We start from the raw sequence: 13863 nt of genomic DNA, 5'->3' as shown, positions 1-13863 counted from the left end.
GCATCATCAATTGCCGTCGGCGGGAAGGCAGAGCGCGCGGTGCTTGCCGCCATCGATGAAGGCCAGGATCTCGGCGATCGCCGGATCCTCCCCCGCCAACGGCTGCACGGAAGCGAGCCGCTCGGCAAAGATGCCGGGACCATGGAAAAGCTGTTGGTAGAATGATCGCACGGTGGCGAGGCGCTGCTTGGTGAACTGCCGGCGCTTCATGCCGATGATGTTGAGGCCTTCGAGGACGGCATATTGCCCGTTGACGAGACCGAACGGGATGACGTCTCCACGCACGCCGCAGACGCCGCCCACCATGACTTGCGGGCCGATCCGCGTGAACTGGTGCACCGCCGACAGCCCGCCGATGAAGACGAAATCGCCGATCTCGCAGTGGCCGCCGAGCGTCGCCGACGTCGCGAAGATCACATCATTGCCGACCTGGCAGTCGTGGCCGACATGGGCGCAGTTCATGAAGTAACCGCGGTCACCGACCCGTGTCACGCCGCCGCCGGCAACCGTGCCGGCGTTCATGGTGACGGATTCGCGGATCGTGCAGCCCTTGCCGATCTCGAGCCGCGTGAGTTCACCGCGATAGCTCAAGCTCTGCGGCGGCGTGCCGAGCGAGACGAAGGGATAGATGATGCAGCCGTCACCGATCGTGGTCTGCGCGGTGATGTGGACATGCGCGATCAGCTTGCAGTTCTCGCCGATCACGACGTCGGGCCCGATGATGCAGTACGGACCGATCTCGGTGCCCGCGCCGATCACGGCGCCATCGGCAATCCGCGCGGTGGGATCGATCTTGCTCATCTCGGGGACATCCAAAAGTTAACAGCGCGAGAGCGCCAAAGCGTCGCATTTGCCGGTGGTTAGCGTGCCTATGCCCGGCCTGTCCAGTGACGTATCATGACGGCCTGTTGCAAACAGGGGCATCCCAAACAGGGCATCCATGGTCCGGGCCGTCGCGCTGATCTACCAGCTGCTTGCCGCGCCGATCAGTTCGGAGACGATCGAGATCGGCAATGCGAGCGTCGACCTCGCGACCTTCGCGTGCTGCGACATCAACCGCAGCAGCATGGTCCAGCGCGTCTGCTACGACGCCGCCCGGCGCACCTTGCTCGTCGCTGTCAGAGGCGCCTACCAGCACTATTGCAGCGTGCCAAATGAGACCTACGATGCGCTGATGAATGCGCCATCGATGGGCCTGTTCGTCAATCGCACCTTGCGGATCGCGGGCGCCGACGGCCGCTACGCCTGCCCGGCGTAGCGCGCAACAGGCTGCAGTTCAGTCCGTCAGCATGGCGCCGACATCGGCCTCGGCGACGACCTGGCCGTTGACCTTGGCGTCGCCGTGAAACCACCACATCGCCTTGCGACGACCGAGCGAGCGCATGTGATACTCGATGGTGTCGCCGGGCAGCACCGGCTTCCTGAACTTGCATTTGTCGATGGTGAGGAAATACACCGCACGCGGCTTCTCGGTGCCCTCGACCGACTTGATGCCGATCACGCCGGCGGTCTGCGCCATCGCCTCGATCATCATCACGCCGGGGTAGACCGGCCGCTCCGGGAAATGTCCCTGGAACGCCGGCTCGTTGAAGGTGACGTTCTTGATGCCGATGCCGCTGTAATCGGTGCGGATCTTGACGACCCGGTCGATCAGCAGCATCGGAAAACGGTGCGGGAGCGTCTTCAGGATATCGTTGATATCCACGAGCTCGAACCTGACCGCGGCCTCCTCCATCACTCTTCATCCTTCGTATTCGCGGCGTTGTCGCGCACCAGGCGCTCCACCGCGAGAATTTCCCGAAACCACTGCTTGGTCGGCTTCGCAAAGAAACCGCCCCAGCGACCGCCGGGCGGGATGTCGTCCTTGACCCCGCTCATTGCGGTGACCTGCGCGCCGTCGCCGATCTTGAGGTGGTTGTTGATGCCCACCTTGGCGCCCAGCGCGACGCTGTCGCCGATCGTCAGGCTGCCCGCGAGACCGATCTGGGCCGCGAGCAGGCAGTGCCTGCCAATGGTCACATTGTGGCCGATCTGGACCTGATTGTCGATTTTGGTGCCCTCGCCGATCACGGTGTCGCGCAGCGATCCGCGGTCGATGGTGGAACCGGCGCCGACCTCGACATTGTTCTGGATCACGACTCGCCCGGTCTGCGGCACCTTCAGATGGCCCGACGGGCCGAAGAAGATGAAGCCGTAGCCGTCCTGGCCGATATTGCAGCCGGGATGGATCAGCACGTTGTTGCCGATCAGCGCAAACTGGATCGTGGTCTTGGCGCCGACATTGCAGTCGCGGCCGATCTTCACGTCGGCGGCGATCACTGCGCCTGCGCCGATCACCGTGCCGGTACCGATCTCGACCCGCGGCCCGATCACGGCCAGGGGATCGACGACAACTCCGTCCTCGAGCTGGGCGGAGGGATCGATGATGGCGCTCGGCGCAATGGTCTCGGTGCCGAACCAGGTTTGCGGCCGCAGCGCGTCGCCGTGCCATTCCCGGGCGATCTGGACGAAGGCGTGGAACGGCTTGGCAGCCCGCAGCACGGCCACGCCCTTCGGCACCTGGGCCTCGAAGCGCGGGCTGACCAGGCACGCGCCGGCCTTCGTGGCCGCGAGTTGGTCGGCGTATTTGAGGTTGTCGAAGAAGGCCAGATGCATCGGACCGGCCTCGTCGAGCGAGGCCAGTCCCCGGATCCTGTGACCGGCCCGTGACGGGTCGACCAAATTCGCCTTCGTCAACGCGGCGATGTCAGCCAGCGTCGACGAAGGAGGACTCTTGAAGAAGATCGGCTGCGCCATTCCATCCGTCGCAGTCCGGCCGCGCAACCACCTTAGAACGTGGTTCCGCCGCCAAACCTGAATTCCTGCACGCGATCGTACTGGCCCTTGGTCAGCGGCACTGCGTAGTCGAAGCGCAGCGGACCGAACGGCGAGGCCCAGATCAGGCCGACACCGACCGAGCTGCGAATGACCTTGCTGTCGTCATACTGCAGACCAAGGCAAGTTCCCGGGGTGGCCGGGTTGTTGGTCGGCTTGATACAGCCGGGCACGTTGACTTCGCCCGTCTGCGCCCACGAGGTCGGCCCCTTGTAATCGTACAAGCCGCCGGCGTCGGCGTAGATCGCGCCCTTGAGTCCGACTTCCTTCGGCAGGAACCAGAACGGCATCTGCAGTTCCGCCGACACGCCCCAATACTTGGTGCCGCCGAGCGCGTCCTGCGTGCCGTACGGATTGATGTCGCGCGGACCGATGCCGTTCGGCGCGAAGCCGCGGACCAGGTTCGGGCCCATCTGGAAGTGGTCGAGCATGCGCAGCTCGGAGTTGCCGAACTGATTCAGGATACCGGCCTGGCCACGGATGATGCCGACGATGTCCGACACCAGCGGCGTGTAGTACTTCGCATCGATCGCGGTCTTGATGTAGCTGACGTCGCCGCCGACACCCGCGAAGTCCTGCTTGAAGTCGATCAAGAGGCCGTCGGTCGGGTTCTTGTTGTTGTCGAGCGTGTTGTAGTTCAGCGAGTAGCCGAGCGCCGAGGTCAGCGTCCTGCCGCCTGCCAGCTCCTTGCGGACCGGCAGCGAGGCTTCGCCGTCGCTGTAGCACCACAGGCCCTGGCCCGAGGCATCGGTCACGCCTGCAGGAACAACGTTGCCAGGCGTGTTCACCCAGGCCGGCGACGGGTTGAACGCCAGCAGAGAGTTCGAGGTGTTCATGTTACAGTTGGCCAGCGTCGACGGCAGGGTGATTTCCTGCTGATAGATCGAGTAGCGCAGCTGCAGCGAGAGGTCTTCACGCAGTTGGAAGCCGAGCCGCGGGCTGAAGCCCAGCGTCTTGGTGCCGTAGGAGATGTAGCTGTTGGCGAGCTGCTGACGCTGGTAGAAGTCGAGACCGAGCGCGACGCGATAGTCGAGCAGATAGGGTTCGACGAACGACAGCGAATAGCCGCGCGCATACTGGCCGTAGGTGACCGATGCGCGGGCGAACAGGCCGCGGCCGAGGAAGTTGCGTTCGGAGATCGAGACTTCGGCCAGCGCACCGTCGGTGGTCGAGTAACCGCCCGAGATCGAGAAGTCGCCGGTCGACTTCTCCTCGAGATCGACGATCAGGACGACGCGGTCGCTCGACGAGCCGGGCTCGGTGACGATCTTCACGCTCTTGAAGAAGTCGAGGTTCTTCAGGCGGCGCTCGGCGCGGTCGACGAGAGCGCGGTTGTAGGCGTCGCCTTCCGAGATGTCGAACTCGCGGCGGATCACATAGTCGCGGGTGCGGGTGTTGCCGCGGATGTTGATGCGCTCGATATAGGTGCGCGGGCCCTCGTCCACCGCGAAGGTGATCGAGACCGTGTGCGCCTCGAAGTTCCGGTCGCCGCGCGGCCGCACCACCGCGAACGCGTAGCCGCGCCGCGAGGCCTCGATCTGCATTTCCTCGACCGACTTCTCCAGCGCCTCGGCGTTGTAGACATTGCCGACGCGGACACGCGAGTACGAGCTCAGCGCGTTCGGATCGAGGGTCGCGATCGATGAGGAATAGTTGACGGAGGCGACGCGGTACTGCTGGCCTTCCTCGATCTTGAAGGTGACCAGGAAGCCCTTCTTCTCCGGATCATATTCGGTGAGGGCTGCGACCACCTGCACGTCGGCATAGCCGTTCTTGAGGTAGAAGCGGCGGATCAGGTCGCGGTCGGCTTCGACGCGGTCGGGATCGTAGACGTCGTTGCCGCCGAGGAAGCTCAGCAGATTCGATTCGCGGGTCTTGATGACGTCGCGCAGGCGGTAGGACGAATAGGCGACGTTGCCGACGAACTCGATCGAGCGCACGCCGGTCTTCACGCCTTCCGAGATCTCGAACACGAGGTCGACGCGGTTGTTCGGCTGCTCGATGATCTGCGGATTGACGCGCACGTCATAGCGGCCGGAGCGGCGGTAGATTTCGGCGATGCGCTGGGCATCCGACTGCACCATCGGGCGCGAGAAGGTGCCGCGGGGCTTGGACTGGATTTCAGCGGTGAGCTGCTCGTCCTTGACCTTCTTGTTGCCCTCGAAGGCGATGCGGCCGATCACGGGGTTCTCGACCACGACCACGACGATGCGACCGCCGCGCTGGTCGATTCGCACGTCCTGGAACAGGCCGGTCTCGATCAGGGCCTTGAGGCCGTCGTCGATGTTGGCCTGGCTCAGCCGCCCGCCCGGACCGGGCCGGAAATAGGAGCGAATGGTTTCGATCTCGACGCGACGGTTCCCCTCAACCGCGATCGATTCGACGGTCTGGGCGACCGCCGGCACAGACACAAGCGTAGCCGCCAAGGTGGCAGCCACCGGCACGGCGAACATGATCAGGGTCGCGAACAAGCCCCCCCGAACTCGCATTCCAAACATCATGCGCAACGCGCCCTTATCTCTTAGATGTCGGACCGTTCCCCAACGAACCGACAGATTCCCAACCTGCCCAGCTTGTAGCCAATTTCCCCCTAGGGGCAAACGATCTACCGCGCTGCAATTCCAATTTCATCCCAAGACGTTGCCCATCGGCAACGTCACAAAAAAGCCCGCTTCTGGGATGGCGCCTAACGTACGAGGTCGTTGTAGGTCGCGAACACCATCAACATCAGCACCAGACTGAGACCGATTCGGAAACCAACCTCCTGCGTCCGCTCCGAGAGCGGCCGGCCGCGCGCGACTTCCGCCCCGTAGAACAGAAGATGGCCACCATCGAGCAGCGGGATTGGAAACAGGTTCAGAAGCCCGATCGAGACCGACAGTATCGCGCAGAGGTTTACGATGAACTGAAATCCGGCACTTGCGGCCTGCCCGGACAGCTTTGCGATGCCAATGACGCCGCTGACTTCCTTGGCGCTGCCGGTCCCGGTGAAGATCGATCCGAGGAACTTGAAGGTGCCGGAGATGATGTACCAGACCTGCTCGACCCCGATCTTCAGGGCCTCGAAGAACCCGACCGGCGTGCTCACCGCCTCCCCGGTCTGGGGCTTGTGCTCGATGCCGAGCACGCCGACCCGATGACTATTGCCGAACGCGTCCTTCACATCCTTGAGAGCCGGCGTCGCGTTGACCGAAATCGTCGCGCCGTCCCGCTTCACCTGGAACACCAGCGCCGATCCGGCACTTGAAGCAACGATTCGCTGCATATCGCTGAAGGTCTGAATCTCGGTTCCATCAATGGCGGTGATGACGTCACCCACCTTGAAGCCTGCCGCGGAGGCGGCGCTTTCAGCCTGCACGCCATCGACCCGCGCAACCGTGCTCGGCTTGCCGAAATACAGCGCCATGGCTGCGAAGATCAGGGCGCCAAGGATGAAATTTGCGATCGGCCCGGCCGCGACGATCGCCGCCCGCTTGCCGACGCTCTTGTGATGGAAGCTGCTGGCGCGCTCCTCCTGCGTCATCGTCGAGAGGGTCTCGGTGGATGGTGTCGAGGCTTCGGTGTCGTCGCCGAAGAACTTCACGTAGCCGCCGAGCGGAATCGCCGATACCCGCCAGCGGGTGCCGTGGCGGTCATTGAAGCCGGCCAGCTCAGGTCCGAAGCCGAGCGAGAACGTCAACACCTTCACGCCGGCCCAGCGCGCGACCAGGAAGTGACCGAGCTCGTGAAAGAAGACGACGACCGTCAGGACGATCAGGAAGGGGACGACGGTGCCGATGAGCCCATTGCTCAACGTATTGAAACTATGGAGTAAAAATTCGAGCATCAAATTCCCCTCGGCAAGAGCCAATGGCTCCGCCCCCAACCCTCTAGGATGCCTTTAAGGCAATTTGAGGCAATAGGGCGGCAGCTTTATTTCGCGCATTATGGTCAACGGAAATCGCATCGTCCGCCGATTCCAGCGGCGCGAGATTTCCGGCCCGGACCCAGTCGTTCATGGTCGCCTCGACCAGCCGGGCGATGGCACCGAACTTGATCTTGCCGCCGATGAAGGCGGCGACGGCAACCTCATTGGCGGCGTTGTAGACGGTGGTCGCCCCCTGCCCGGTCCGCAGCGCCTCATAGGCCAGCCGCAATCCCGGGAACCGCTGGTAATCCGGCGCCTCGAAAGTGAGCTGGCCGATCTTGGCGAGATCGAGCCGGGCCGACGGGCCGACGATCCGGTCGGGCCAGCCAAGGCAATGCGCGATCGGGATTCGCATGTCGGGCGCGCCAAGCTGCGCCATCACCGAGCGGTCGGAGAATTCGACCATGCCGTGGATGATCGACTGCGGATGCACCAGCACGTCGATCTCGTCCGGCGTCAGCGCGAACAGATAGGACGCCTCGATCACCTCGAGGCCCTTGTTCATCATCGAGGCCGAATCGATCGTGATCTTCTGCCCCATGCTCCAGTTCGGATGCTTCAACGCCTGTTCCAGCGTCGCCTGCTCGATGTCGGCAGGCGCCCAGGTGCGGAACGGACCGCCAGATGCGGTGATGATCACGCGCACCAGCTCCTCGCGATTGCCCGAGGCCAGCGCCTGGAACAGCGCATTGTGCTCGGAATCCGCCGGCAGGATGCAGGCGCCGGCCTTTTGCGCGCGCTGCATGAAGAAATCGCCGGCGCAGACCAGGCACTCCTTGTTGGCGAGCGCGACTGAGGCGCCGCGATCGACCGCCGCGAGCGCGGGCTTCAAACCGGCCGCGCCGCTGACGGCCGCCATCACCCAGTCCGCAGGCCGCGCCGCCGCCTCGATGATCGCGCTCTCGCCGGCGCCGCATTCGATTCGCGTCCCCGCCAGCGCATCTTTCAATTCAGCGAGCCGCGCCGGATCGGCCACCGCCGCAAAGCGCGCGCCGAACTCCTTGGCGAGCTTGGCCAATCCCTCGACATTGCTGTTGGCGGTCAGGGCTTCGACGCGGTAGCGCCCGGGCGCGCCGCGCAGCAGATCCATGGTGCTGTCGCCGATCGAGCCGGTGGCACCGAGGACCGTGACGGCGCGCACGTCTGAGGCGGCGGCCTTGTTGTTACGCAATGGAACTGCGCTCATCTGATCACCAAACCATAAGACCGCGGCCGACGCCATCGGCACCGCCACGGAGAAAACCAACAATCGCCGCCACAACGACGGCTGCGACAAAACCGTCCAGGCGATCCAGCAGGCCGCCATGGCCGGGAATGATCTGGCTCGAATCCTTCACGCCGAACCGGCGCTTGACCGCGGATTCGAAGAGATCGCCGAGCTGCGAAACCACCGACAGTGCAGCGCCGAGCAGCAACAGCGGTCCGGTAGTCCCGATCTCGAAGGCGGCAAAGCCGGCGGCAACAAGCAGACTGGCAATGAAGCCGCCAGCCGCGCCGGCCCAGGTCTTCTTCGGACTGACCCTTTCCCAGAGCTTCGGCCCGCCGATGCTGCGACCCGCGAAGTAGCCGCCGATATCGGTAACCCACACGATGAGCAACACGAACATCAGCGCGGCGAAGCCCTTTACCGGATCGAGGCGCAGCACCACCGATGCGATCTCAGCCCCCGCCGCATAGAGCAATCCTGCAACAGCCCATCCCGCAACAGCCCAGTTGCGCAGTACGCCCGAAGTCAGCGCCACGACAATTACGCCGACGGCGAGGACGCGCATGGCCGCATCAAGGTTGCCGGTCACCAGGTATTGGCCGGAAAGCAGCAGCGCGATCACACCAGGCAGCGCGACACTGAAATCGCGCCCGAGCCCGGTGACGAGAAGCCATTCCACGAACAGCCCAATCGCCACCAGTGTCACCAACAACGTCCAGGCGACACCACCGGCATAGGCCAGTGCGATTGCGACGGGCGCCAGCACCAAGGCTGCGACGACGCGCAGCAACAGGTTGCGGGACGCCGGCTCGCTGGCTGCCGCAGGCGCGGCTTCGCGCTCGGTCACGATCCGGTTTTCGCGACCAGACCGCCGAAACGGCGCTCGCGCCTGGCGTATTCCGCGATCGCGCCCTCCAGCGCCGCCTTGTCGAAGTCAGGCCAATGGATCGGCACGAACACCAATTCGCTATAGGCCGCCTGCCACATCAGGAAGTTCGACAGCCGCTGCTCACCGCTGGTACGGATGATCAGGTCCGGATCGGGAATGTCGGGCGCGTCGAGATATTGCCCGAGCGCGTCGGCGTCGATCGAGCTGGCGTCGCGCTTGCCCTCGGCCACCTCCTGCGCGAGACGTCGCGCTGCAGCCGCGATTTCCGCGCGCGAGCCGTAGTTGAAGGCGACCACCAGCGTCAGCTTGGTGTTGCCGCGCGTCAGCTCTTCGGCCTCATTCAGCAGCGAGCAGATGTCCGGCTCGAGCCCGTCGCGCTCGCCGATCACGCGCACCCTCACCCCGTCGCGATGCAGCGTCGCCAGATCGTTGCGGATGAAGCGGCGCAGCAGGCCGAAGAGATCGCCGATCTCGGTCGCCGGCCGCGACCAGTTTTCCGAGCTGAAAGAAAAGATCGTCAGATACTGGATGCCGAGCTCATGGGAGGCACGCACCACGCGGCGCAGCGCCTCGACGCCGCGGCGATGCCCTTCCGCCCGCGGCAGCCCGCGCGCGGCGGCCCAGCGGCCGTTGCCGTCCATGATAACAGCCACATGCAAGGGAGCACCGGAGCGATCCGGTCCGTCTGATGCTGGGGCGGCGGCTTTCGACATCCTGATATTTCCGACTCAGACCGTCAGGATTTCCTTTTCCTTGGCGGCAAGCAACTGATCGATCTCGGTGACCACGCCGTCGGTCGCCTTCTGCACCTCGTTCGAGAGGCGCTCCTGATCATCCTCGGAGATCTCGTGGTTCTTCTCGAGCTTCTTGATGATGTCGAGCCCGTCGCGGCGGACGTGACGGACCGCGACCTTGGCGGCTTCGGCGTATTTGTGCGCGACCTTAACGAGTTCCTTGCGGCGCTCCTGGTTCAGCTCAGGAATGCGCAGGCGCAGCACCTGCCCTTCGGTCGCCGGCGACAGGCCGAGATTGGAATCGACGATCGCCTTCTCCACCGCCTTGACCATGGACTTGTCCCAGACCTGCACCGAGAGCAGGCGCGGCTCCGGCACGCTGATGGTCGCGACCTGGTTGAGCGGCATATGCGAGCCGTAGGCTTCGACCTGCACCGGCTCCAGCATCGAGGCCGCGGCGCGGCCGGTGCGCAAGCCCCCGAGCTCGTGCTTCAGCGATGCGGTGGCGCCCTGCATGCGGCGCTTCAATTCATTGATGTCAAAACCAGGCGTGGCCATGACGTTCTCCCTTCACAAGAAACCTGTCGGCGACGCGAAGCCTGCGCGGCCAGCGTCAACCGGCGACCACCGTCCCGTGGCCGGTGCCGCGCAAAATCGCCCCGATCGACCCCGGTTCGGCGATCGAGAACACGATGATAGGCAGCGACGTCTCGCGGGCAAGCGCGAAAGCGGTCGCATCCATGACCTTGTAGCCGCCCTCGATCGCCTGCGAATGCGTCAGGCGGTCGAAACGCTTGGCCTTGGGGTCCTTCTTCGGGTCGGCACTGTAGACGCCATCGACGTTGGTGGCCTTCAGCACCACCTGGGCGCCGATTTCGGCGGCGCGCAGCACGGCCGTGGTGTCGGTCGTGAAGTACGGGTTACCGGTTCCGCCACCGAGCAGCACGATCCGGCCCTCGGCCAGATATTTGTGCGTTGCACTGCGGGTGAACAGCTCGGAAATCTCAGGCATCACGAACGCCGACAGCGTCCGCGCCGGGGTTCCCTTGCGCTCGATTGCCGCTTCGAGCGCGAGGCAGTTCATTACGGTGGCGAGCATGCCCATGGTGTCGCCGGTCGGCCGCGACACCCCGCGGGAGGAGACCTCGACGCCGCGGACGATATTGCCGCCGCCGATCACGACGGCGACTTCGACGCCGAGCTGGCGCGCTGCGATCAGATCGTCGGCGACGCGGTCGATGGTCGGCTGATCGATCCCGAACCCATGGCTGCCGGCCAGATATTCGCCGGACAATTTGATCACCACGCGACGATAGACCGGCTCAGCCATGATGCGATCGCTTCCTTGTCCCGCGGCAGGCAAAGCTTCCGGTACTCTGCACCGGAAGCTGATCGTCAGCGATTACTTCTTGCCGCTGGCGGCGGCGACTTCGGCGGCGAAGTCGCTCTCCTGCTTCTCGATTCCTTCACCGAGAGCATAGTTCACAAAGCCGGCAATTTTGATCGGCCCGCCGACCTTACCCTCAGCTTCCTTCACCGCCTGGGCAACGGACTTGCCGCTGTCGTGGATGAAGGCCTGATCCAGCAGGCAGACTTCCTTGTAGTAGGTCTTCAGGCCGGAATCGACGATCTTCTCGATGACGTTCGCGGGCTTGCCCTGCTGGCGGTACTTGTCGGCCAGCACGTCCTTCTCGCGCTTGACGGTCTCCGGATCGAGGCCGGCCGGATCCAGCGCCAGCGGCTTGGCAGCCGCGACGTGCATCGCGAGCTGACGGGCGAGCACGGCGAGCTCGTCGGCCTTGCCGACCGACTCCAGCGCCACGATCACGCCGATCTTGCCGGCGCCTTCGACCACCGCGTTATGGACGTAGCTGCCCACCACGCCCTTGCCGACCTCGAGTGAAGCGGCGCGGCGCAGCGTCATGTTCTCGCCGATAGTGGCGATAGCATCATTGATCGCGGCCTCGACGGTGACGTCGCCGACCTTGACGGCCTTGATCACGTCGACGTCGGCCTTGTTGTGCAGCGCGACCTGGGCGACCATCTTGACCAGCCCCTGGAACTGCTCGTTGCGCGCGACGAAGTCGGTCTCGGAGTTGACCTCGACCAGCACGCCCTTGGTGCCCTGGGTCAGCGCGCCGATCAGGCCCTCGGCCGCGACACGACCGGACTTCTTGGCGGCCTTCGACAGGCCCTTCTTGCGCAGCCAGTCCTGGGCGGCCTGCATGTCACCGTTGTTCTCGGTCAGCGCCGCCTTGCAATCCATCATGCCCGCGCCGGTCGACTCGCGGAGCTCCTTGACCATCGCTGCAGAGATCGTTGCCATCGTTCAATGTCCTTCTTGCCTGAAATGAAACCGCGGCGCCTGATGACGCCGCCGGTTCGCGACAGGGAAATCGTTGTCTTGGAACAGAAGCGGTGGCCGGGAGTTCCCGGCCACACCGCGTAACCGTTATTCCGCTTCGGCGAGCGTCTTGGCCTGGGCCACCCAGGCGTCGGCACGGCTCGGCAGACCGACTTCTTCGCCGATCTTGTGGGCGGTGTCGTGGTCGAGCTCGGCGAGCTGCCAGTAGTGGAAGATGCCGAGGTCGTTCAGCTTCTTCTCGATCGTACCGGACACGCCGGTGAGCTTCTTGAGGTTGTCGGCGGTGCCGCGGGGACCGGCGAGACCCTGGAAGCCGGTGGCGGCTGCCGGGAGCTCTTCCTGCACCGGGGTCGCCGACGCACCGATGTCGATGCCGGAATCGCCCTGGGCGCGCGAAATGCCGTCGATCGCGGCGCGTGCGACGAGGTCGCAATACAGCGAGATGGCGCGGCCGGCGTCGTCATTGCCCGGCACCACATAGGTGATGCCCTTGGGGTCCGAGTTGGTGTCGACGATCGCGGCGACCGGGATGTTGAGCCGCTGGGCTTCCTGGATCGCGATGTCTTCCTTGTTGGTGTCGATCACGAAGATCATGTCGGGAAGACCGCCCATGTCCTTGATGCCGCCGAGCGAGCGATCGAGCTTGTCGCGCTCGCGCTGCAGCGTCAGGCGCTCCTTCTTGGTGTAGGAGTTGGCCTCGCCCGAGGACAGCACCTCGTCGAGGTGACGCAGGCGCTTGATCGAGCCCGAGATCGTCTTCCAGTTGGTCAGCGTACCGCCGAGCCAGCGCGAGTTGACGAAATACTGCGCCGAACGCTTCGCCGCCTCGGCAACGCCGTCCTGCGCCGAGCGCTTGGTACCGACGAACAGGATGCGGCCGCCCTTGGCGACGGTGTCGCTGACGGCCTGCAGCGCGCGGTGCATCATCGGCACGGTCTGCGCGAGGTCGATGATGTGGATGTTGTTGCGGGCGCCGAAGATGTAATCCGCCATCTTCGGGTTCCAGCGGTGGGCCTGGTGGCCAAAGTGAACGCCAGCTTCCAGGAGCTGACGCATATTGAAATCGGGCAGCGACATAGGTTCAATTCTCCGGTTGGTTCCTCCGGAAACGTGTGAGCAAACGAGCCTGATCGGCCCGGTTGCCACCGGACGGCCTTTGAGAGCCATGTTTCCGTGTGAGATGGCGCGCTATATAGCGCGATTTGGGCCAGAAGCAAGGAAATAAGGCCGGTTTTGGGGACGTTTTCAGCCCCAAAACCCCGTCCAGACACTGCTTTTGGGCCCGAGAGCGGCCCTGACCGGCCCTAGGTTGCCAACTTCAGCTCGGTGATCGTCATGCGCGCGGAGTCTTCCTCCAGGGGAAAGAAGTCCAGCGGTCCCTGATTGCCGTTGTTGGAGGTCAGCGCCGCGCCCACCAGCAGGCCGGCGACCCCACCGGCCGCGGCCATCCCGCCGAGAACCTTCGACCGTTCACTCGGCCTGGCGAGATAGAAATAGGTACGCCCGGATTGGACGGAAATGTCCACCTGGCTTGTCCCCGGGAACATCGCCGCAGTCGCCGAGATCTGATGCTGGCCTGCCGGACGATCGAGGAAAACGTAGGTGCCGGTCTTGAGATCGGCCATCGGTCCGCCGTCCAGCTTCACGTCCCAGCCTTGATCGGCGATCCCGGCGTAGCCCTTTTCGCGAAGCACGACGATCCGTGCCTTTCCGGCGCTCGGCGGCCCGATCTTCCGCACGAACTCCGAATAGTCCAATCCATGCCGCTCGGTCTCGCAGCCAGCAAGTAGCAAGGCCACGAGTAACGCACCCACACTTCGCAAGAACATTTATGCCCAGTCCCCTATGCCCAGGAGCGAGCATAGTGAGGAACACGGTGCGGTTGCA

At 64.3% G+C, this 13863-nt stretch carries 14 protein-coding genes; 1 reads left to right on the top strand and 13 read right to left on the bottom strand.

What is annotated here, in order from left to right; all coding sequences use genetic code 11:
• Positions 1-6: 6 nt before the first annotated feature.
• Positions 7-801 carry an acyl-ACP--UDP-N-acetylglucosamine O-acyltransferase gene (gene lpxA, locus JQ604_RS31955; protein WP_212364690.1) on the bottom strand — a complete coding sequence of 265 codons (795 nt, stop codon included), beginning with the start codon at positions 799-801 and terminating at the stop codon, positions 7-9.
• Between the two features lie 139 nt (positions 802-940).
• On the opposite strand from lpxA, the gene JQ604_RS31950 reads away from it, so the two are divergent.
• Complete coding sequence (locus JQ604_RS31950) at positions 941-1258, top strand: KTSC domain-containing protein (RefSeq protein ID WP_212364689.1); 318 nt, start codon at positions 941-943, stop codon at positions 1256-1258.
• Positions 1259-1276: 18 nt separating this feature from the next.
• On the opposite strand, the gene fabZ is transcribed toward JQ604_RS31950, so the two are convergent.
• The 12 genes from fabZ to JQ604_RS31890 form a co-directional block, all read right to left on the bottom strand.
• On the bottom strand, positions 1277-1735 hold the full coding sequence (gene fabZ, locus JQ604_RS31945; RefSeq protein ID WP_212364688.1) for a 3-hydroxyacyl-ACP dehydratase FabZ: 459 nt from the start codon (positions 1733-1735) through the stop codon (positions 1277-1279).
• Complete coding sequence (gene lpxD / locus JQ604_RS31940; RefSeq protein WP_212364687.1) at positions 1735-2796, bottom strand: UDP-3-O-(3-hydroxymyristoyl)glucosamine N-acyltransferase; 1062 nt, start codon at positions 2794-2796, stop codon at positions 1735-1737. The genes fabZ and lpxD overlap by 1 nt, the downstream gene beginning before the upstream one ends.
• 32 nt (positions 2797-2828) lie before the next feature.
• Positions 2829-5375, bottom strand: a complete 2547-nt coding sequence (gene bamA, locus JQ604_RS31935; RefSeq protein WP_212364686.1) for an outer membrane protein assembly factor BamA — start codon at positions 5373-5375, stop codon at positions 2829-2831.
• A 185-nt stretch (positions 5376-5560) separates the two neighbouring features.
• A complete protein-coding gene (gene rseP, locus JQ604_RS31930) occupies positions 5561-6700 on the bottom strand; it encodes an RIP metalloprotease RseP (protein WP_212364685.1) in 1140 nt (379 codons plus the stop codon).
• Between the two features lie 43 nt (positions 6701-6743).
• Positions 6744-7967, bottom strand: a complete 1224-nt coding sequence (gene dxr, locus JQ604_RS31925; RefSeq protein ID WP_212364684.1) for a 1-deoxy-D-xylulose-5-phosphate reductoisomerase — start codon at positions 7965-7967, stop codon at positions 6744-6746.
• Positions 7968-7971: 4 nt separating this feature from the next.
• On the bottom strand, positions 7972-8835 hold the full coding sequence (locus JQ604_RS31920; protein ID WP_212364683.1) for a phosphatidate cytidylyltransferase: 864 nt from the start codon (positions 8833-8835) through the stop codon (positions 7972-7974).
• Entirely contained in the window at positions 8832-9590 is a 759-nt protein-coding gene (locus tag JQ604_RS31915) for an isoprenyl transferase (protein WP_212364682.1), read from the bottom strand. The genes JQ604_RS31920 and JQ604_RS31915 overlap by 4 nt, the downstream gene beginning before the upstream one ends.
• Before the next feature lie 15 nt (positions 9591-9605).
• On the bottom strand, positions 9606-10169 hold the full coding sequence (frr, locus tag JQ604_RS31910; protein WP_212364681.1) for a ribosome recycling factor: 564 nt from the start codon (positions 10167-10169) through the stop codon (positions 9606-9608).
• A 55-nt stretch (positions 10170-10224) separates the two neighbouring features.
• On the bottom strand, positions 10225-10941 hold the full coding sequence (gene pyrH / locus JQ604_RS31905) for a UMP kinase (RefSeq protein ID WP_212364680.1): 717 nt from the start codon (positions 10939-10941) through the stop codon (positions 10225-10227).
• Between the two features lie 72 nt (positions 10942-11013).
• Positions 11014-11937 carry a translation elongation factor Ts gene (tsf, locus tag JQ604_RS31900; protein WP_212364679.1) on the bottom strand — a complete coding sequence of 308 codons (924 nt, stop codon included), beginning with the start codon at positions 11935-11937 and terminating at the stop codon, positions 11014-11016.
• A 126-nt stretch (positions 11938-12063) separates the two neighbouring features.
• Positions 12064-13053: a 30S ribosomal protein S2 gene (locus tag JQ604_RS31895; protein ID WP_212364678.1), complete on the bottom strand. Its 990-nt coding sequence runs from the start codon at positions 13051-13053 to the stop codon at positions 12064-12066.
• 227 nt (positions 13054-13280) lie between these two features.
• A complete protein-coding gene (locus JQ604_RS31890) occupies positions 13281-13733 on the bottom strand; it encodes a DUF2846 domain-containing protein (protein ID WP_249158963.1) in 453 nt (150 codons plus the stop codon).
• Positions 13734-13863: the final 130 nt, after the last annotated feature.

The sequence above is a fragment of the Bradyrhizobium jicamae genome, assembly GCF_018130695.1.
Classification (GTDB): Bacteria; Pseudomonadota; Alphaproteobacteria; order Rhizobiales; family Xanthobacteraceae; genus Bradyrhizobium; species Bradyrhizobium jicamae_B.
The sequence above is the reverse complement of the archived record's forward strand: the minus strand, read 5'-3'. Positions and strand labels throughout refer to the sequence as shown.